Origin of the sequence: Actinomadura chibensis NBRC 106107 (genome assembly GCF_001552135.1) — a bacterium.
In the GTDB taxonomy this organism is placed as follows: Bacteria; Actinomycetota; Actinomycetes; order Streptosporangiales; family Streptosporangiaceae; genus Spirillospora; species Spirillospora chibensis.
Genome location: NZ_BCQP01000038.1, coordinates 113,399 through 131,312, shown reverse-complemented (window position 1 = coordinate 131,312; position 17,914 = coordinate 113,399). Strand labels below are relative to the sequence as shown.

Below are 17,914 nucleotides of genomic sequence, written 5' to 3'. Positions count from 1 at the left end.
GGAAAACAAACGGGAACCGTCCGCTTGTTAAGTGAATATGTCCGATGCTTTTGCTGCTTTGGACGCTTGGGTTTGCCCGCCCTGGTTGGGGTGGTGCGTTGGGCGTTCGGTGGTTTTGGCGGAGGGGAAACACCCGGTCCCATCCCGAACCCGGAAGTTAAGCCCTTCAGCGCCGATGGTACTGCATGGGAGACTGTGTGGGAGAGTAGGACACCGCCGGACATTTATTAAGGGGAGGCCCCGCCGTTATCGGCGGGGCCTTCCTCATTTCTAGGGTCGATTACTCGTCCAGCAGTGCTTTCGCGTAGTTGGAGAGCGAGCGGTTGTAGCGCGGTAGGTGGCGGGAGAGCGCGCCGAGCGCGAGGGAGACCGCCTCGCGGTCGCGTCCGAGATCGGTGAGCGCCAAAGCCAAAAATGCTGTGACCGCGTCGTCGAGTTCGTCGGAGCCCGCGTCCCGTTCCGCGGTGAGGAGGGCGACGCTCTCCTCCGCCTGGCCGAGGTTCCGCAGAGTGCTGGCGAACTGGATGGTCGCCTGGCGTCGGCGCGGTCCGGTCAGTCCGGCGGCGAACGCCTGCCGGTAGTGGGCGGCGGCCTCGGCCTCGTTGCCGATCGAGTCGTGCGCCGAGGCCAGTTCGTAGTGGGCCGTCGCGTCTCCGGCCGGGAGTTCGCCGGTCAGTTCCTTCATTCTGGCGAGGAAGTCCTCGGGTTCGTGGTCGTCGAAGGTCGCCCAGAGTTCGTCGACCCGGCGTTCCCAGTCCGGCCCCGTGTTGATCATTGCATCAGGATAGGCGCCCCGCGCGAAGCGGCGTCCGCCGGCGGCCGGTGCCGCCCGGCGGATTCCGGTCTGGGGCCCGGACGTGCGTGCTTTCCGTTGAAGCGGGGGTGCAACGATCATGCAACGTGCGATGGTGGAGAATTGGACCGCTCGACGAAGGTCGAGCGCATGGTCGCGCCGGTGCCAACCCACACACCTCGCACCGGCGCGGCCACCTTCGCGGCGAGGGCTCAGACCTTCGCCTTCCGGGCACGGGTGTTCCGCTGAGCTACGGCACCGGGGACGGAGCGTCCGGCCGGTGCGGAGAGCGCCAGCGCGGCGAGAGCGCAGAGAGCCGCGGCGACGGGGAGCGCTCCGGGGCCGAACGCGTCGAGGAGCCAGCCGCCGACACCGGCGCCCAGTGCCGCGCCCAGGTAGACCGAGCTGCTGACCAGCGCGAGGGCTTGCGGTCCGGCCTCGTCTCCGGCGAAGGCGAGGGCGCGGGCCTGGACGGGCGGCGGCACCGCCCACGCGGCGGCCGACCACACCACGAGCGGCACGACGACGAGTGCGACGTGCACCGGACGCACCGTCCAGAACAGGGCGAGGCCCGCCATGGCGGCGGCGAAGGCGGAGATCGCGAGCGCGAACGTCCGCGCGGGCCCGATGCGGTCGACGAGCGTGCCGCTGAAGCGCGCTCCGGCGATGCCCGCGGCTCCGGCGAGCAGGAGGAGGGCGCCGAGTCCGGTCGCGCCGACGCCCGCCGCGTCCGCCAGGAACGGGCCGAGGTACGTCTGGAACAGCAGGTTGCCGAGCACCGCGACGACGGCGGCGAGCAGCACGAACAGCAGGCCGGGACGGGCGAGGGGACGCAGCCGCTCCGCCACCCCGGCCGCGGGCCCGGGCGGGACGTCCGGCACCGCGACCCGCACGACGACCAGCGCGGCCACGCCGAGCAGGCCGCCCGCGACGAACGTCGCCCGCCAGCCGAACGCGGCGCCGATCCACGTCCCGGCAGGGACTCCGGCGACGACCGCGCCGGTCACTCCGGCCATCACGGTGGCGAGGTCGCGGCCCTGCCGTCCGGGCGGGGCGAGCGCGGCCGTCGTCGCGAACACCGCCGGAAGGACGACCGCCGCGGCCAGCGCCGCCAGCACGCGCAACCCCATGAGGGCGGCATAGGACGAGGCGAACGGCACCGCGAGGTTGGCCGCGCAGAACAGCAGCATCCCGGCGAGGAGGAGGCGGCGACGCGGCCAGGACGCGGTGGCGACCGCCGCGACCGGGGCGACGACGGCGCAGATCACGGAGAAGACGGTGACGAGCTGCCCGGCGGCCGCCTCGCCGACCGAGAGCCCGCGCGCGATGGACGGCAGCACGCCGACGATGACGAAGTCGTCCGTCTGGAGGGTGAAGGCGGTCAGTGCGAGCGCGGCGAGGCGGAGCCCGCCCGCGGGAGATCGGGAAAGAAGGGGCATGGCCATTAAGGTAACACTCGTTTCCCTATAGGATGGTCGTCCCGGACCCGAAGGAGACGCCACTCGTGGCCAGGCCGCGCGACCCGCATCGCCGCACCGAGATCCTCGACGCGGTTCTCGACCACCTCGCCGAGCACGGGATGTCCGGCCTGTCGATGCGGCCGATCGCGCAGGCGCTGGGGCAGAGCACGCGCGTCCTGACCCACCACTTCGCCGACAAGGACGACCTGCTCGCCGCGCTGCTGAAACGCCTGGACGAGGTCCAGCACGAGCAGTTGCGCGCGACCGAGGGCTGGGACGACACGTCCCGGGGGATCGGCGCGATCGTCCGCGACTCGTGGCGCCGCCACCTCGCGCCGGAGAACCTCGCGCACACCCGGCTCGTCCGCGAGATCGAGGGGCTCGCGGCGGCCGGACGGCTCGGCGACAAGGTCCCGGCCTTCCTGACCGACCGGGCCGCGTTCGTCGCGGACGCCCTGGTCGCCAGGGGGCTCGACCCCGAGCGGGCCCGCGTCCACGCCACCTATCTCAACGGCGCGTACGCCGGGCTGCAGACCGACCTCCTCACCACCGGCGACCGGGAGCGCGTCGAGGCGGCGCTCGACGACCTGTGCGCCCTCGCCGACTCCTGGACGGAAGGCGGCCCCGCGTCCTGACCCCCTCTCCGCCTCGACGGATCCATTCGCGGAATGGACGTGTCGGGCCCAATGTGGCGAAGCGCACAGACGCGGGGTCGCGGTGCTGAGAAACTGTCGCGGGCGCGGGGTGCGGGACGCGGGGGAACGGCGCGTCGATGATCACCGCCACGGCGCCGGACGGGCATGCGTGGACCGCGAGGAGTCGAAGCGATGGCGGAGCGGAGAACGGCGGTTCCGTGGCAGCGCGGCCGGCTCGTGTTCGGCGGTCTTCTGTCGGTCGTCCTCGGGACCGTGACACTCGTCGCGGGAGCGGGCGGCACCAACGGGCGCCTCGCCCTCATCGTCACCCTCGCGAGCGTCAATCTCACCCTGGTCATCGATGCGTTCTTCCGTCGCGAGGAGAGCATCCACAACGACCGGGAAAGGCTTGAGGAGATATCGGCCGCGCTCGCCATCACGAAATCGCTGGCCGACGCGCCGCCCGCCTGCCACGCGTTCATCCGCGAGATCGCCGAGCAGTGGACGCTCATCGACCGGCGCAACAGCGCCATTCTGCTGAAGCTCCGCGAGGCGCGGCAGCGCGCGTTCATGGAGGAGATGCGCGACCTCGCCAACGGCCAGTCGCCGCTCGGGCGGCGGCAGGAGTTCCGTCCCGGAATCCTGCCCGCGCTGATCGAGATGACGGCGCTCAGCGCCACCGGGAACGACTATTGGTGGACGGGCCGCGACATCACCTACCTCGCCACCGAGCGGGCCGCGATCGCTCGAAACGACCTCGTGCTCAACCGCATTCTGGTGCTGTCGGAGGCCGAGGTGGACGCGGCCATGCTGGACGTTCTCCGCGAGCAGCTCGACGCGGGAATCGTCCTGCACGTGGTCATGGCGGAAACGGTGCCGCCGCTGCACCAGAAATGCCTGACGAGCGACCGCGCCCTGGTCACCGACAAAGGCGGCATCGTCGGAGTCGTCATTCCCGGAAACGAGCAGGAGGACGCGGTCGCGGACGCCGGTCATTTCACCATCAACGAGGACCGGATCCAGAACACCCGCGACATCCTGGACGCCCTCGCCCCCTACCAGATCCCCGCCGCCGACCTTATCGAGAGGGCCACCGCGAAGCGGGTCGAGGCCGAGGACACCCCTCCGGCGATCCGGGAGGCGCCGAGTACGTCCCGTTCGCGGTGAGTGTTCGTTTCGTTCGTCCTGAGTTCGGGCGGGACGCCGTAGGCTGCTCGGGTGGCTGAGAAGTTGTGGCAGATCGAGCCGTCCGGGCCGCTGCGCGGGGACGTGACCGTCCGCGGCGCCAAGAACGCGGTCAGCAAGCACATGGTCGCGGCCATGCTCGGCGACGGGCCGAGCACGATCGGGAACGCGCCGGACGTCGGTGAGGTCGGCATCACGGCGGGCATGCTGGAGCACGTCGGCATGGCCGTCGAGCGGTCGGACGGGGAGGTCGTCGTCGTCCCGGAGGCGGTGTCGGACCCGAGCATCGACAAGGCGTTCACCGGTCTGAACCGCATCCCGATCCTGATGCTCGGCCCGCTGCTGCACCGGGCGGGGGAGGCGTTCGTCCCGCTGGTCGGCGGCGACCCGATCGGGCGCCGCCCGGTCGACTTCCACGTGGACGCGCTCCGCGCGTTCGGCGCCGAGGTGACGATCGCCGCGGACGGCATCCACGCCCGCGCGTCCCGGCTCGTCGGCACGAAGATCGAGCTGCCCTACCCGAGCGTCGGCGCGACGGAGACGGTGCTGCTCGCGGCCGTCCGGGCGGCCGGCAAGACGGTCATCCGGAACGCGGCCACCGAGCCGGAGATCATCGAGCTGGCGCTGTTCCTGCAGCGGATGGGCGCGCGGATCTCCTTCGCCCCGGACCGGCGGATCGTCGTGGAGGGCGTCGAGCGGCTGAGCGGCGCGCAGACCCGGCTGGACGGCGACCGCATCGAGGCGTTCTCCTACCTCGTCGCGGGCCTCGTGACGGGCGGCGAGGTGCGGGTGCACGGCTGCCCGCAGGACCGGCTCGTCACGGCGATCACGACGCTGACCCGGATGGGCGCCGAGTTCGAGATCACCGATGACTGGATCATGGCGTCGGCGCCGGACGGGCTGCGCCCCGCCGCCGTCCAGACCGACACCCACCCCGGGTTCGCGACGGACTGGCAGACGCCGCTGATGGTGCTGTTCACCCAGGCGGACGGCATGTCGGTGCTGCACGAGACCGTGTACGAGAACCGGCTCGCCTACGTCCCGGCGCTGCAGAGCATGGGCGCGGAGATCGAGGTCTACGACACGTGCCTGGGCGGCCCGGCCTGCCGGTACCACGACACGGCGGCGCTGCACTCGGCGGTCGTGCGGGGCGTGACGAAGCTGCGCGGCGGCGACGTGACGATGCCCGACATCCGCGCCGGGTTCTCGGCGGTGCTGGCGGCCGCGGTGGCGGAGGGGCCGTCGACGCTGCGCGGCGTGCACCACATCGAGCGCGGTTACCACCGCCCGGTGGAGCAGTTCCGCGCGCTCGGCCTGCCGCTGCGCGCGTCCGCCGCCTGAGAGCCGCCTGACCGCCCCGCCTGGGCGTCGCCGCATTTCACCGGGTCATGGCCGAAAGCTACAAGACCGCCGAGGCTCCGGCGGCCAGGCTGGAGGCATGAACCTCATTAAGGCCATCGACTTCATGTCCACGCACGCCCGCATGCTCGACCGGCGGCGGTTCGAGCTGCTGACCGGCGAGGGCGACCGGGACGCGCTGCGCGCCGCCCTGGCCGCCTACCGCAACCCCGACGGCGGCTACGGCAACGGCCTCGAACCCGACCTCCGGTCGCGGACGAGCCAGCCCGGCTCCGCGCTGCACGCGTTCGAGGTGTTCGCGGAGCTGGCACCGGTCACCGTCCCCGAGGCGGTCGCGCTCTGCGACTGGCTGGAGTCGGTGTCGCTGCCGGACGGCGGCGTGCCGTTCGCGCTGCCCGTCCCCGACCCGGCCGGATGCGCGCCGTTCTGGGCGAACGCCGACACCGGGACGTCCTCGCTGCAGATCACGTCGATCGTCGCGGCGACGGCGCACCGGGTCGCGGTCCATGACGCGGCGGTCGCCGCCCATCCCTGGCTCGACCGCGCGACGCGCTACTGCCTCGACACCGTGCGGACGAAGAAGGACCTGCACGCACTGGAGCTGGCGTTCGCGCTCCTGCTGGCCGACGCCGTCGAGGACACCGAGACGATCGAGCTGCTGGGCGCGCACATGCCGGACGACGGGCTCGTCCACGTCGAGGGCGGGCTTGAGGACGAGATGATGCGCCCCCTCGACTTCGCCCCGTACCCGGGACGTCCGGCCAGGGCGCTGTTCAAGGACGACGTCATCGCCGCCGAACTCGAACGCCTCGACCGGCAGCAGGGCGAGGACGGCGGCTGGCGCGTCGACTTCGCCAGCTACTCGCCCGCCGCCGAGCTGGAATGGAGCGGGTACGCGACCGTGCGGGCCGTCTCGCTCCTGACACGCAACTGACCTGCGACGCCCGGAGCGCGGCGGCGGGGCGTGCGATCCTTGGGACGCAGGGCACACCCGCGCCGAGGGCGCCGGCGCACGAGGCGCGGGCGCCCCGGCCGACGGCACGGAGGCTCCCGATGGAGAACGGCCCGGGCTATACGGCGCTCACGCCGCTCGCGTTCCTCGAACGGTCGGCGGAGGTGTTCCCCGGCAAGACGGCCTTCGTCCACGGGGACCGCCGCACCACCTACGCGGAGTTCGCGGCGGAGGCGACCCGGCTCGCCAACGCGCTGCGGGCGTCCGGGATCGGGCCGGGCGACCGGGTGGCCTACCTGGCGCCGAACGTGCCGGAGCTGCTGGTCGCGCACTTCGGCGTGCCGCTGGCCGGGGCCGTCCTCGTCGCGATCAACACGCGGCTGGCCCCGGACGAGATCCGCTACATCGTCGCCCACTCGGGCGCGAAGGCGCTGGTCGTGGACGCGGGGCTGCACCCGTCCGTCGCGCCGCTCGCCGGGAGCCTGCCGGAGGTCGTCACGGTCCCGGCGGCCGGGGCCGACCCCGACCCGGCGGTCGGCGGCATCGCCTACGCCGACCTGCTGGCGCGCGGCTCGGACGACCCGCCGTACTGGGGCGTCCAGGACGAGAACGCCGCCATCTCCATCAACTACACGTCGGGCACGACCGGACGTCCGAAGGGCGTCGTCTACACCCATCGCGGCGCGTACCTGAACGCGCTCGGCGAGGTGCTCCACTCCCGGCACACGCCCGGCAGCGTCTACCTGTGGACGCTTCCCATGTTCCACTGCAACGGCTGGTGCACGCCGTGGGCGCTCGCCGCCGTCGGCGGGACGCAGATCTGCCTGCGCGCCGTGACCGCCGGCGAGGTGTGGCGGCTGATCGACGCCGAGGGCGTCACGCACCTGAACGGCGCGCCGACCGTCCTCGTGACCATCGCGAACGCGCCCGAGGCCCATCCGCTGCCCCGGCCGCTGACCGTCACGACGGCCGCGGCCCCGCCCAGCCCGAAGATCATCGCGCGGATGGAGGAGCTCGGCGCGGAGATCGTCCACGTGTACGGGCTGACCGAGACGTACGGGCCGTACTCGGTGTGCGAGCCGCAGCCCGGCTGGCCCGGCCTGGACGGCGCCGAGCGCGCCCGGCTGCTCGCCCGGCAGGGCGTCGGCATGGTCCAGACCGACGGCCTGCGCGTCGTCGACGACGACATGCGCGACGTCCCCGCCGACGGCGAGACGCTCGGCGAGATCGTCATGCGCGGCAACAACGTCATGAAGGGCTACCACCGGGACGAGGAGGCCACCGCGCAGGCGTTCCGCGGCGGCTGGTTCCACTCCGGCGACCTCGGCGTCCGCCACCCGGACGGCTACGTCGAGCTGCGCGACCGGTCCAAGGACATCATCATCTCCGGCGGCGAGAACATCTCGACCGTGGAGGTGGAGCGGGCCATCGACTCGCATCCGGCCGTGCTGGAGGTCGCGGTCGTCGCCGTCCCGGACGACACGTGGGGCGAGCGCCCGAAGGCGTTCGTGGTGCTGCGCGAGGGGCACGCGGCGACGGAGGCGGAGCTGGTCGGGCACGTCCGCGAGAGCCTCGCCCGGTTCAAGGCGCCGGACCGGGTCGAGTTCGTGGCCGAGCTGCCGAAGACGTCCACCGGGAAGATCCAGAAGTTCCAGCTCCGCGAGAAGGAGTGGGCGGGCCGCGACCGCCGCGTCCAGGGCTGACGGCGGGGCGACCCCGCGCGGCCGCGCGCGGGGCCGCCGAATCCGTTGCGGCGCGGGCCCTCCGGCATGTGAGGACCGGCGGTTCGTGGGAAGTGTTCCCACCGCCAGGGGCCGGGCCCGCCGCCGAGGCCGAGAGGGGACCGCGATGCCGTCCACCGGCAAGCCGACCGGGAAGCCCGCCGGGGACGTGCTGATCGTCGGGGCGGGACCCACCGGGCTCCTCCTCGCCGGGGACCTCGCCGCCGCCGGGATCCGCTGCACGGTGCTGGAGCGGCGCGCGGCGGCGGAGTCGAACCTGACGCGGGCGTTCGCCGTCCACGCCCGGACGCTCGAACTGCTCGACACGCGCGGCGTCGCCGCCGAGCTGATCGCGACCGGCGCGCGGGCCGACGTGCTGCGGGCGCTCGGCACGACCGGCCTCGACCTGCGGCGGCTCCCCGGACGGTTCCCGTTCATGCTGGTCACACCGCAGTACGAGACGGAGCGGGTGCTGCGCGAACGCGCCCTCGCGGCGGGCGCGGACATCGCCTACGGCGCGGAGGCCGTCGCGCTCCGCCAGGACGCGGCCGGGGTCGAGGTCGACGTCCGGACCGCGGACGGCGGCGCCGCGACGCGCCGCGCGTCCTACGTCGTCGGCGCGGACGGCGTGCACAGCACGGTCCGCCGCGAGCTCGGGCTGCCGTTCCCGGGGCGCGCGGTCGTCCGGTCGGTGATGCTCGCCGACGTCCGGCTCCGCGAACCGCCCGCCGCCCCGCTGACCGGGAACGCGGTCGGCGACGCGTTCGCGTTCCTCGTCTCGTTCGGGGACGGCCGCCACCGCGTCATCGCCTGGAACCGCCGCCACCAGGCGCCCGACTCCGAGCCCGTCGACGTGGCCGAACTGCGCGACACCGTCCGCCGGGCGCTCGGCTCCGACCACGGCATGCACGACGTGGGCTGGACGTCCCGGTTCCACAGCGACGAGCGGCAGGTCCCGCGCTACCGGGTCGGACGGGTGTTCCTCGCGGGCGACGCGGCGCACGTCCACTCCCCGGCGGGCGGGCAGGGCATGAACACCGGGCTGCAGGACGCCGCCAACCTCGGCTGGAAGCTCGCCGCCGAACTCTGGGGCTGGGCGCCGTCGTGGCTGCTCGACAGCTACGACGAGGAGCGGCGCCCGGTCGGGCGGCAGGTCCTGCGCGGCAGCGGCGCGCTGCTGGGCGCGGTGCTCGTCGAGCCGCGCTGGCTGCGCCTCGCCCGGACGGCCGGGGCGTGGGCGGCGGTGCGCGTCCCGCCGGTGGCGCGGCGGCTGGCGGGCGCGGTCTCGGGCATCGACATCGCCTACCCGGCGCCGCGCGGCGCGCACCGGCTCGCCGGGCGGCGGGCGCCCGACGTCGTCCTCGCGGGCAGCCCGGGACGGCTCTACGAGCTGCTCGGCGACGGGCAGTTCGTGCTGGTCGTCGCGGCGAACGACCCGGCGGTGACCTATCTCGCGACCAAGCGGTGGGCGGGCCGCGTGCACTGCGCGCTCGCGGGCGCCGCGACCCGCACGACGGCGCTCGTCCGCCCGGACGGCCACATCGCGTGGGCGACCGACGAGACCGCGCCCGACCGGCGGGCCGCGGCGATCAGGGACGCGCTGGGCCACTGGTGCGGGCGTCCCGCCGACCGGCCCGTGCGGGGGCCGGAGCAGCTCGGGAGCGTCCCCGGGGACGGCACGGACCGGGAGGAGCGGAGGACACGACCATGACGGACGGCACGGGGGGCCGGAACGTCGCGCGCAAGCTGATCGCCGCGCACCTGGTGAGCGGGGAGATGACGGCGGGGGCCGAGATCGGGCTGCGCGTCGACCAGACCCTGACGCAGGACGCGACCGGCACGCTGGTGATGCTGGAGCTGGAGGCGCTCGACCTGGACCGCGTCCGCACGGACGTGTCCGTCCAGTACGTCGACCACAACCTGCTCCAGGCCGACGAGCGGAACATGGCCGACCACATCTTCCTGCGGTCGGCGTGCCGCCGGTACGGGCTCTGGTACTCGCGGCCGGGCAACGGCGTCTCGCACCCGACGCACATGCAGCGGTTCGGCGTGCCGGGCGCGACGCTCGCGGGCTCGGACTCGCACACCTGCGCCGCCGGGTCGCTCGGCATGCTCGCGATCGGCGTCGGCGGGCTGGAGACGGCGCTCGCGATGGCGGGGGAGCCGCTGCACCTGACGATGCCGGACATCTGGGGCGTCCGGCTGACCGGGGAGCTGCCGCCGTGGCTGAGCGCGAAGGACGTGATCCTGGAGATGCTGCGGCGGCACGGCGTGCGCGGCGGCGTCAACCGGATCATCGAGTACCACGGGCCGGGGCTCGCGTCACTGACCGCGATGGACCGGCACGTCATCGCGAACATGGGCGCCGAGCTGGGCGCGACGACGTCGGTGTTCCCGGCCGACGAGCGGGTCCTCGAATTCCTGCGCGGCGAGGGGCGCGCGGACGACTTCACCGAGATCACCGCCGATCCCGGCGCGTCCTACGACGTCGAGGACGAGATCGACCTGTCGGAGCTGGCGCCGCTGATCGCGCGCCCCGGCTCGCCGGGCGACGTGGTGCCCGTCCGGGACGTGGCGGGCGAGGAGGTCCACCAGGTGGTCGTCGGGTCGTCGGCGAACCCGGGGCTGCGCGACTTCGCCGCCGTCGCCGCGATCGTCCGGGGCCGCCAGGTGGCGCCGGGGGTGTCGCTGGACGTGAACCCGACGTCCCGGCAGATCCTGCTCGACCTCACCCGGATGGGCGCGTCCGCCGACCTGATCCAGGCGGGCGCCCGCATCCACCAGGCGGGCTGCCTCGGCTGCATCGGCATGGGCCAGGCGCCGGCGATCGGCCGCAACAGCCTGCGGACGTTCCCGCGGAACTTCCCGGGGCGCTCCGGCACCGCCGACGACCGGGTCTGGCTCTGCTCGCCGGAGACGGCCGCGGCCGCCGCGCTCACCGGCCGGATCACCGACCCCCGCGACCTCGGCGCGGCCCCGCTCGCCGTCGACCTGCCGGAGCGGTCGAGCCCCGGCCGCGACCTGCTGGAGCCCCCGCCGCCGGAGGACGAGGCGCGGCGCGTCGCACTGGAGCGGGCGCCGAGCATCGGCGTCCTGCCCGAGCTGGACCCGCTGCCCGACGACCTTGAGGTGCCCGTCGTCATCAAGGTCGGGGACGACGTGTCGACCGACGAGATCCTCCAGGCGGGCGCCCGCGCGCTGCCGTTCCGCAGCGACATCGCGCGGCTCGCCGACTTCGCGTTCACCCGGCTCGACGAGGGCTACCCGCGCCGGGCACGGGAGGCCGGGGCGCACGCCGTCGTCGGCGGGCGCAACTACGGGCAGGGGTCGTCGCGGGAGCACGCCGCGATCGCGCCCCGCCACCTGGGGCTGCGGCTCGTCCTCGCCCGCGCGTATGCGCGGATCCACTGGCAGAACCTCGTCAACTTCGGCGTCCTGCCGCTGGAGTTCGCCGACGGGGCCGACTACGACCGGGTCGGGCAGGGAGACGTGCTGCGCGTCGCGGGCGTCCGCGACGCGCTGGAGTCGGGGTCGGAGCTCGACGTCCGCAACGTCACCAGGGACGAGACGTACCGCGCGCGGCACCGCCTCTCGCCCCGCCAGCGGGAGCTGGTCGTCGCCGGGGGCCAGATCCCGCTGCTGCGGGAACGCGCCGCCGGGAGGCGCTGACCCCGGCGGCCTGCGTCAGTAGCGGCGCTCCTCGCGGCCGTAGCCGAGTTCCTCGGCGACGTCGGCGACGTTCTCGTACTCCCGCCTCGCCAGTCCCCGCAGCTCGTCGAGGATCCCGTCCGGGGCGCCCGCCTCGGCGGCGTGCCGGACGAGCTCGTTCGGCCGCGCCGGGTACCGGACGCCGCTGAGCATCCGGGCGAGGGCGCTGCGGCTCTCCACGTCCCGACCGCTCATGCCGGGCGGGGAGCCCTCGCGGTCGGCGCCGGACGCCGCCTCCGGGTCGGCGGGGTAGTCGTCGGAGTACGGCTCGGTCTCCTTGAACTCCTCGGCGTGCGTGGGGTGGCCGCCGGTGACCATGCCCTGCGTCTCGCGCCCGATCTCGTCGTCGAGCCTCGGGCCGTGCTTGTCGCTCTGGTCTCGCATCGTCCGTCCTCCGTGCCGCGTACCGGACAGGACATTCCCGGGCGGACGTCCCCAAACATCCGCCCGGGTGCGAGGCCGTCAGGACTGGGACAGGCGGATCAGCCGCAGGACGCGCCGGACCAGCGACTCCTGCCTTCCCTCGTCGCCGGACGCGGCGGGCTCGGCCCGCTCCGCCTCGGCGGCGGGCGGCGGGGGCTGCTCGGCCGACAGCTCGTAGGTGACCGGCAGCGACCGCAGCCCCCGCATGATCGGGGACGACCGCCACGGCAGCTGGTCGGCGGGCAGCGCGAGCCGCAGCCCGGAGAACCGCTCGAACAGCCGCTCCACCGCGATCGTCGTGATCGACGTCGCGAGGTCGCGGCCGAGGCAGGCGTGCCCGCCCGCGCTCCACGCCAGGTGCGCGCGCGAGCTGTAGATCGAGTCGGGCCCGGCGCCGCCGGTGAACGCCGGGTCGAGGTGCGCGGCGGCGGGCGACACCATCACCGCGTCCCCGGCCGCGATCTGGAACCGGCCGACGCGCACGTCGACCTTGGGCCAGCGGGGCAGCAGGTTCGCGAACGGCGGGTGCGCCGCGGCGGCGCGGTTGATCGCCTCCTGGATCATGCCGCCGGACAGGCTGTCGCGCGCGCCGGTCTCGCCGATCAGCACCTCGGTGATCGTGTTGCAGACCAGCGTGCCGGTGACGTCGCCGACGACGCCCGCCATCAGCGCCATCTCGCGGGTCAGCTCCTCGACGGTCAGGTCCGGGACGGCGCCCAGCATGAACGACGGCAGGTCGCGGCCGGGGGAGACCTTGCGGGCGGCGCACACGGCGGCCATCTTGGCGTGCACCCGCCCCCACGCCTCGCCGGAGTCCGGGCCCGCGTCGATCGCGCGCCACAGGTCCATGATCAGTTCGTCGTAGCCGGCGGTCTCGCCGAGCAGCCGGCCCATGACGAGGAGCGGCAGCGGGCGCGCGTACTGCGCCGACAGGTCGGCCCAGCCGGTCCGGCCGTTCTCGGCGAGCACGCTGATCAGCTCGTCGGCGTGCCGCCGGACGTCCCGTTCCAGGTCCTTGGCCTCCGGGCGGGTCCGGTCCTGGAAGGGGCGCAGCCCGGCGCTCCACGCGGTGCGCAGCCGCGTGGAGTCGGCGCCGTCCATGAACGTCGAGTGGCCGGTCTCCACGAGGGGCAGCATCGGCCAGTCGGCCGGTACCGCGCCCTCCCGGTAGGCGCGCCACGCGTCCAGCCGGCGGCTCCAGACGCCGCGGGTGTCGCGCAGGATGTCGAGCGTCTGGGCGTAGCCGATGACGAGCCAGACCGGCACGCCCAGCACGTCGACGGGCGCGACCGGCCCGTACTCCAGGCGCAGCCGTTCGTAGAAGAGGGCCGGACGGGACTCGTAGTCACGATTCAACAGCGGTCGGACGGCGAGCGACTCCAGCGGGGGGTGGGCGGATGCGGTCCCTGCCTGCGACTCCGCCCGAGGGTTCGGGGGTTCCACGAGCATAGACCCTAGAGAAGAACGTTCATGTTCGGACGGTTTCTGGGGGAATCTCCCGAAGTCGGACACGGACGGGCCCCCGGATGACCTCGGCCCCCGGGGTATGTGAGGCTAGGGATGCCCCTATGAGAGCTGGAGGTCCGCATGGCCGAGTCGTCAGGAGAACCCGAGAACGGCGAGGACGACGTGAAGCGCAGGTTCCGGGAGGCCCTGGAGCGCAAGCGCGGAGAAGCGGGCAAGAACACCGGCGCCTCGGGCCGGAGCGGCTCGAAGGTGCGCGGGACGCACGACCGCGCCGACCGGCAGCGGCAGTTCCGCCGCAAGAGCGGCTGACCCGCCCGCCGCCGACCCCCGCGAGGACGGCGCGGGGGTCCACCCGTCCGCGCGGGTGAGGCGCGGGGGCGGCCGGGCTCAGGCCTGGTACAGCTTCTTCGAGTAGTTGGCCTCGGAGTAGTAGCGCTCCAACTCCTCGACGGTCTCGTCGACGGGCTGGATCTCCTTGACGAGGCGCGCGTGCGACGGCAGCGCGTCCGGCTCCCATGTCTCCGGCTTCCACAGCTTCGACCGCATCAGCGCCTTCGCGCAGTGGAAGAAGATCTGCTCGATCTCCACGACCAGCGCGAGCGACGGCCGGTGCCCCTTGACGACGAGGTCGTCGAAGAACGGCGCCTCCCGGACGAGCGTCGCCCGCCCGTTGATCCGCAGCGTCTCGCCGCGGCCCGGGATCAGGAAGATCAGCCCGACGCGCGGGTTGGCGAGGATGTTGAGGAAGCCGTCCGCGCGGCGGTTGCCCGGACGGTCCGGGACGGCGATCGTCGTGTCGTCCAGCACGCGGACGAACCCCGGCGGATCGCCCTTCGGGGACACGTCGCAGTTCCCCTCGGCGTCGGCGGTCGCGATCAGGCAGAACGGCGACTGCGCGAGCCAGTCGCGGTCCCGCTCGTGCAGCGCCGTGCGCTCCTTCGCGACGGCCCGCGGCATCGGCGCGCCGAGCAGCTCGCGCAGCTCGCCCGGGGACGTGATCGCAGTGAACTCGGAGGCGACCGGCATCGCCCCTCCTTCCGCCGAGAATCGGAAGATCAGCCTAACTCGGGAGCTTCGGGACGCCGTGCCCCGGGCCCCGGCCCGCGCCGGACATTCCACCCGGTACGCCATTGTCATTCCGCTCGCGCCGAAACCGGGCGCCCGCGCGATCGGCGGTTATTCAAGCGATACAGAAGAGAAGGTTGACTAATCTTGACAGCTTTCTCGCCTTTTTCATCTAATGGACCGTCTCTTCCGGACCGTTTCCGGGAACGGTGACCCTGGGTGAAACGAGGCATCGATGAACGGACGCTCGCCGGGCCGGCGGTTGGTCCCGATCCTCGCCGCGGCGGCGGGCGTGCTCGTCCTCACCGGGATCGGCGCCTACGCGTTCGCCGAGATCGCGGGCTGCGCGTCCGAGGACCGCATCACCCTGGACGTCGCCGTCGCCCCTGAACTCCTGCCCGCCCTGGACGCCGCCGCCCGCCGTTTCGACCGCTCCAGCGGCACCTGCGCGCGGGTCCGGCTGCAGGGCGCCGACCCGGCGGCGGTGAGCACGCTGTTGTCCGGCCGGGGGGAGGGTAAACGACCGGACGCGTGGATCCCCGACTCGACGTTCTGGACGGCCTTCGCCAAGCCCTCTTACACCGGCCGGTCCGTGGCGCGCAGCCCGATCGTCCTCGCGACAGCCGCGCCGACCGACCCGTCCTGGAAGCTGCTGCTCGGACCGGCCGCCGCCGCGGTGAGCGAACGGCCGCCGGCCGGTCCGGCGGGGCCGCGCCCGCAGGTCCCCGACCCGACGCGGAGCGCGACCGGGCTCGCGGCGCTGCTGATGGCCGACCGGCTGCTCGCGGTCGTCCCGGACGGGCGGGCCGTGTTCACCGGGCTCGTCCGCGCCGTCCGGGAGACGACCGCGCCGACCGTGGACGAGGCGCTCGGCGCGAAGGACGCCGTCGAAGGAGGGGCGGTGGTCGTCGCGTCCGAGCAGGCGGTGTTCGAGCACAACCGCCGCAGCCTCGGCCCGCGCGCGTACGGCGGCGTCCCGAACGAGGGGACGCTGTCGCTGGACTACCCGTTCACGGTCGTCACCCGCGACGGCGGCCGCGCGTCGGCGGCGCGGAAGCTCGAACGCGTGCTCCTCGCCCGCGACACCCGCGAGGACCTGCGCAAGGCGGGATTCGACCCGGACGACCAGGAGGGTTCGCGGCCGCCGGGAGCGGCGGACGTCCGCCGCGTCGCGGAGGCCTACGCCCGCCTCTCCCTGCCGACCCGACTGCTCGTGCTGTTCGACGTGTCCGGCTCGATGGGGGAGCGGGTCGCGCCGGGCCTCGACCGGCTCCAGGCCACCGCCCACGTCGGCCAGACCGGCCTGCAACTGCTCGCCGACGACAGCGAGCTCGGCGTCTGGGAGTTCTCCACCCGGCTCCGCGGCTCCCGCGACTGGGCGGAGCGGGTGCCGATCGCGCCGCTCGGCAACCGCGTCGGGTCGGTCACGCAGCGGCAGCGCATCCTCAGCGACCTCGGCGCGCTCAAGGTGCGGCGCAACGGCGACACCGGGCTGTACGAGTCGCTGCTCGCGGCGTTCCGGGAGATGAAGCGCAGCTACAAGCCGGAGATGGTCAACACCGTCCTCGTGTTCACCGACGGCCGCAACGACGACAAGGGCGGGCCGAGTTTCGCGCAGACCCTCGCCGACCTCGGCGCCGAGTACGACCCGACGCAGCCCGTCCAGGTGATCCTCCAGGGCTTCGGCGACGACGTGGACGTGAACCTGCTGAGGCGGCTCGCCGAGGCCACCCACGGGGTCGTCCAGGTCGCACGGACGCCCGAGGAGAGCAAGCGCCTCCTGCTGGAGGCGATGTCCCGGCGCGTCTGCACGCCGAACTGCTGACGCCCGCGGGCAGGTCGGCGGCCGTGCCGTGGCCTTCCCCTGTCCAGGCCACGGCACGGCCGCGGGACCGCCGCGCCGGGCTGCACACGCGGGGCGTGCCCCCGAGGGAAGTGCGCGACGGCCGTCCGGGTGCGGTCGTCAATGCAGACTCGGGGACGCGCGGAAACTCATCGGGCGCGCGGGCCCTGATTCCGGATGGGCCTTCGGTGCTTTCCCGCCGGTCAGGCGCGGGGCGCGTAGCGGCGGACGCCCGACTCCTCGTGCGCGTCCAGGACGCCCTGGTCGGCGAGGACGTCCAGGTGCGCGTCGATCTCCAGGACGGCCAGCATCCGGCTGAAGGCGTCGAGGTCGGACAGGGCGCGGCGGCGGCGCGTCCAGGGCATGGCGGCGGCGACCTCGAAGGCCGTCCGGTGGCCCGCGCGGACCCGCTCGGCGGCGGCGTCCAGCCGTTCGGCGTGGTGCTCCAGCAACTGGTCGACGCGGGTGTGGACGCTCGGCGCGACCGGCCCGTGCGCGGGCAGCAGCAGCGTGTCCGGCATGTCGCGGACGAGCCGCAGCGAGTCCAGGTAGCTGCGCAGCGGCTTGCGCTCCGGCTCGGTCTCCAGCCCGATGGACGGCGTGATGTGCGGCAGGACGTGGTCGCCCGCGAACAGCAGCCCGGCCGCCGCGTCCCGCAGGACGACGTGGCCGCGCGTGTGGCCGGGGGTGGCGAACACGTCCAGGCCGCGCCCGCTCAGCGCGACCCGCTCGCCGTCGTCCAGCCAGGCGTCGGGGAGGGTGTGCGGGACGTCCTGCTCGGACCGCCGGACCGCCATCCCGGCGATCTCGGCGGCCAGGTCGTCCGCGCCGCAGCGGCGCAGCAGCTCGACCTGGCGCGGGTGCAGGCCCCTGCGCGCGTCGAACGCCTCGATGGACGGGCGCTCGCCCCGCCCGATGCGCACCCGCGTCCCGAACGACTCGCGCAGCGCGAGGGCCTGCGAGTAGTGGTCCCAGTGGGCGTGGGTGACGAGGAACTGCGCCACGTCGTCGAGGCGGTGGCCGAGGGCGCGCAGGCCGTCCTCCAGGGACGCGCGCGCGTCCGGCATCGCCCAGCCGGAGTCGATCACGACGAGGCCCGCGGCGTCCTCGATCACGTACACGTTGACGGCGTGCAGGGAGGGGATCGGCAGCGGCAGCGGGACGCGGTGCACGCCCGCCGCCACGGGATGAGCGCCCGGCTCGGTCCAGTCCGTCGGCTGTTCCACGACCGGTGCCGTCACCGCGCGCCCCCTTCGTCCGCCTGATCTTCCGTAATTGGAATGACGTTCGGCCCGACTTTATT

15 protein-coding genes and 1 rRNA gene are annotated in these 17,914 nt (G+C 73.8%); 10 read left to right on the top strand and 6 right to left on the bottom strand.

Features of this window, described 5'->3' with window-relative positions; translation table 11 throughout:
• Positions 1-105: 105 nt before the first annotated feature.
• Positions 106-222: ribosomal RNA gene (gene rrf / locus ACH01S_RS22520) — 5S ribosomal RNA — on the top strand.
• Positions 223-280: 58 nt separating this feature from the next.
• On the opposite strand, the gene ACH01S_RS22515 is transcribed toward rrf, so the two are convergent.
• The gene (locus ACH01S_RS22515; RefSeq protein ID WP_067894626.1) at positions 281-775 is read right to left on the bottom strand and encodes a tetratricopeptide repeat protein; all 495 of its coding nucleotides are present in this window, start codon (positions 773-775) and stop codon (positions 281-283) included.
• Positions 776-1,005: 230 nt separating this feature from the next.
• A complete protein-coding gene (locus tag ACH01S_RS22510) occupies positions 1,006-2,232 on the bottom strand; it encodes an MFS transporter (RefSeq protein WP_067894692.1) in 1,227 nt (408 codons plus the stop codon).
• Positions 2,233-2,297: 65 nt separating this feature from the next.
• Between ACH01S_RS22510 and ACH01S_RS22505 the strand changes: the two genes are divergently transcribed.
• From ACH01S_RS22505 to ACH01S_RS22475, 7 genes are all read left to right on the top strand, one after another.
• Entirely contained in the window at positions 2,298-2,888 is a 591-nt protein-coding gene (locus tag ACH01S_RS22505; protein ID WP_067894689.1) for a TetR/AcrR family transcriptional regulator, read from the top strand.
• A gap of 192 nt (positions 2,889-3,080) precedes the next feature.
• Positions 3,081-4,055, top strand: a complete 975-nt coding sequence (locus ACH01S_RS22500) for a hypothetical protein (RefSeq protein ID WP_067894623.1) — start codon at positions 3,081-3,083, stop codon at positions 4,053-4,055.
• A 51-nt stretch (positions 4,056-4,106) separates the two neighbouring features.
• Positions 4,107-5,414, top strand: coding sequence for a UDP-N-acetylglucosamine 1-carboxyvinyltransferase (murA, locus tag ACH01S_RS22495; protein WP_067894620.1), 1,308 nt, complete (start codon positions 4,107-4,109; stop codon positions 5,412-5,414).
• Positions 5,415-5,511: 97 nt separating this feature from the next.
• A complete protein-coding gene (locus tag ACH01S_RS22490; protein ID WP_067894616.1) occupies positions 5,512-6,366 on the top strand; it encodes a hypothetical protein in 855 nt (284 codons plus the stop codon).
• Positions 6,367-6,485: 119 nt separating this feature from the next.
• Positions 6,486-8,087, top strand: a complete 1,602-nt coding sequence (locus ACH01S_RS22485) for an acyl--CoA ligase family protein (RefSeq protein ID WP_067894614.1) — start codon at positions 6,486-6,488, stop codon at positions 8,085-8,087.
• A 145-nt stretch (positions 8,088-8,232) separates the two neighbouring features.
• Entirely contained in the window at positions 8,233-9,816 is a 1,584-nt protein-coding gene (locus ACH01S_RS22480) for an FAD-dependent monooxygenase (RefSeq protein ID WP_067894611.1), read from the top strand.
• Positions 9,813-11,774 carry an aconitate hydratase gene (locus ACH01S_RS22475; protein WP_067894608.1) on the top strand — a complete coding sequence of 654 codons (1,962 nt, stop codon included), beginning with the start codon at positions 9,813-9,815 and terminating at the stop codon, positions 11,772-11,774. Before ACH01S_RS22480 ends, ACH01S_RS22475 begins: the two co-directional genes overlap by 4 nt.
• A gap of 15 nt (positions 11,775-11,789) precedes the next feature.
• On the opposite strand, the gene ACH01S_RS22470 is transcribed toward ACH01S_RS22475, so the two are convergent.
• Positions 11,790-12,197 (bottom strand): DUF2795 domain-containing protein, encoded by a 408-nt coding sequence (locus tag ACH01S_RS22470; RefSeq protein WP_067894605.1) that lies wholly within the window; start codon positions 12,195-12,197, stop codon positions 11,790-11,792.
• A 78-nt stretch (positions 12,198-12,275) separates the two neighbouring features.
• Entirely contained in the window at positions 12,276-13,592 is a 1,317-nt protein-coding gene (locus ACH01S_RS22465; protein ID WP_218010353.1) for a cytochrome P450 family protein, read from the bottom strand.
• A 231-nt stretch (positions 13,593-13,823) separates the two neighbouring features.
• Here ACH01S_RS22465 and ACH01S_RS22460 point away from each other — a divergent pair, with 231 nt between their 5' ends.
• Complete coding sequence (locus ACH01S_RS22460) at positions 13,824-14,012, top strand: DUF5302 domain-containing protein (RefSeq protein ID WP_067894602.1); 189 nt, start codon at positions 13,824-13,826, stop codon at positions 14,010-14,012.
• 78 nt (positions 14,013-14,090) lie between these two features.
• On the opposite strand, the gene ACH01S_RS22455 is transcribed toward ACH01S_RS22460, so the two are convergent.
• The gene (locus ACH01S_RS22455; protein ID WP_067894599.1) at positions 14,091-14,729 is read right to left on the bottom strand and encodes a pyridoxamine 5'-phosphate oxidase family protein; all 639 of its coding nucleotides are present in this window, start codon (positions 14,727-14,729) and stop codon (positions 14,091-14,093) included.
• A gap of 274 nt (positions 14,730-15,003) precedes the next feature.
• Here ACH01S_RS22455 and ACH01S_RS22450 point away from each other — a divergent pair, with 274 nt between their 5' ends.
• The gene (locus ACH01S_RS22450; RefSeq protein WP_067894593.1) at positions 15,004-16,593 is read left to right on the top strand and encodes a substrate-binding and VWA domain-containing protein; all 1,590 of its coding nucleotides are present in this window, start codon (positions 15,004-15,006) and stop codon (positions 16,591-16,593) included.
• Between the two features lie 221 nt (positions 16,594-16,814).
• Here ACH01S_RS22450 and ACH01S_RS22445 read toward each other — a convergent pair whose 3' ends face one another.
• Complete coding sequence (locus tag ACH01S_RS22445; RefSeq protein WP_067894589.1) at positions 16,815-17,852, bottom strand: MBL fold metallo-hydrolase; 1,038 nt, start codon at positions 17,850-17,852, stop codon at positions 16,815-16,817.
• Positions 17,853-17,914 lie beyond the last annotated feature (62 nt).

What these genes read in the sequence shown, in the direction of transcription:
- ACH01S_RS22515 (WP_067894626.1), bottom strand. Translation starts at nt 775, where the DNA reads ATGATCAACACGGGGCCGGACTGGGAACGCCGGGTCGACGAACTCTGG.
- ACH01S_RS22510 (WP_067894692.1), bottom strand. Translation starts at nt 2,232, where the DNA reads ATGCCCCTTCTTTCCCGATCTCCCGCGGGCGGGCTCCGCCTCGCCGCG.
- ACH01S_RS22500 (WP_067894623.1), top strand. Translation starts at nt 3,081, where the DNA reads ATGGCGGAGCGGAGAACGGCGGTTCCGTGGCAGCGCGGCCGGCTCGTG.
- ACH01S_RS22490 (WP_067894616.1), top strand. Translation starts at nt 5,512, where the DNA reads ATGAACCTCATTAAGGCCATCGACTTCATGTCCACGCACGCCCGCATG.
- ACH01S_RS22485 (WP_067894614.1), top strand. Translation starts at nt 6,486, where the DNA reads ATGGAGAACGGCCCGGGCTATACGGCGCTCACGCCGCTCGCGTTCCTC.
- ACH01S_RS22480 (WP_067894611.1), top strand. Translation starts at nt 8,233, where the DNA reads ATGCCGTCCACCGGCAAGCCGACCGGGAAGCCCGCCGGGGACGTGCTG.
- ACH01S_RS22475 (WP_067894608.1), top strand. Translation starts at nt 9,813, where the DNA reads ATGACGGACGGCACGGGGGGCCGGAACGTCGCGCGCAAGCTGATCGCC.
- ACH01S_RS22470 (WP_067894605.1), bottom strand. Translation starts at nt 12,197, where the DNA reads ATGCGAGACCAGAGCGACAAGCACGGCCCGAGGCTCGACGACGAGATC.
- ACH01S_RS22460 (WP_067894602.1), top strand. Translation starts at nt 13,824, where the DNA reads ATGGCCGAGTCGTCAGGAGAACCCGAGAACGGCGAGGACGACGTGAAG.
- ACH01S_RS22455 (WP_067894599.1), bottom strand. Translation starts at nt 14,729, where the DNA reads ATGCCGGTCGCCTCCGAGTTCACTGCGATCACGTCCCCGGGCGAGCTG.
- ACH01S_RS22450 (WP_067894593.1), top strand. Translation starts at nt 15,004, where the DNA reads ATGAACGGACGCTCGCCGGGCCGGCGGTTGGTCCCGATCCTCGCCGCG.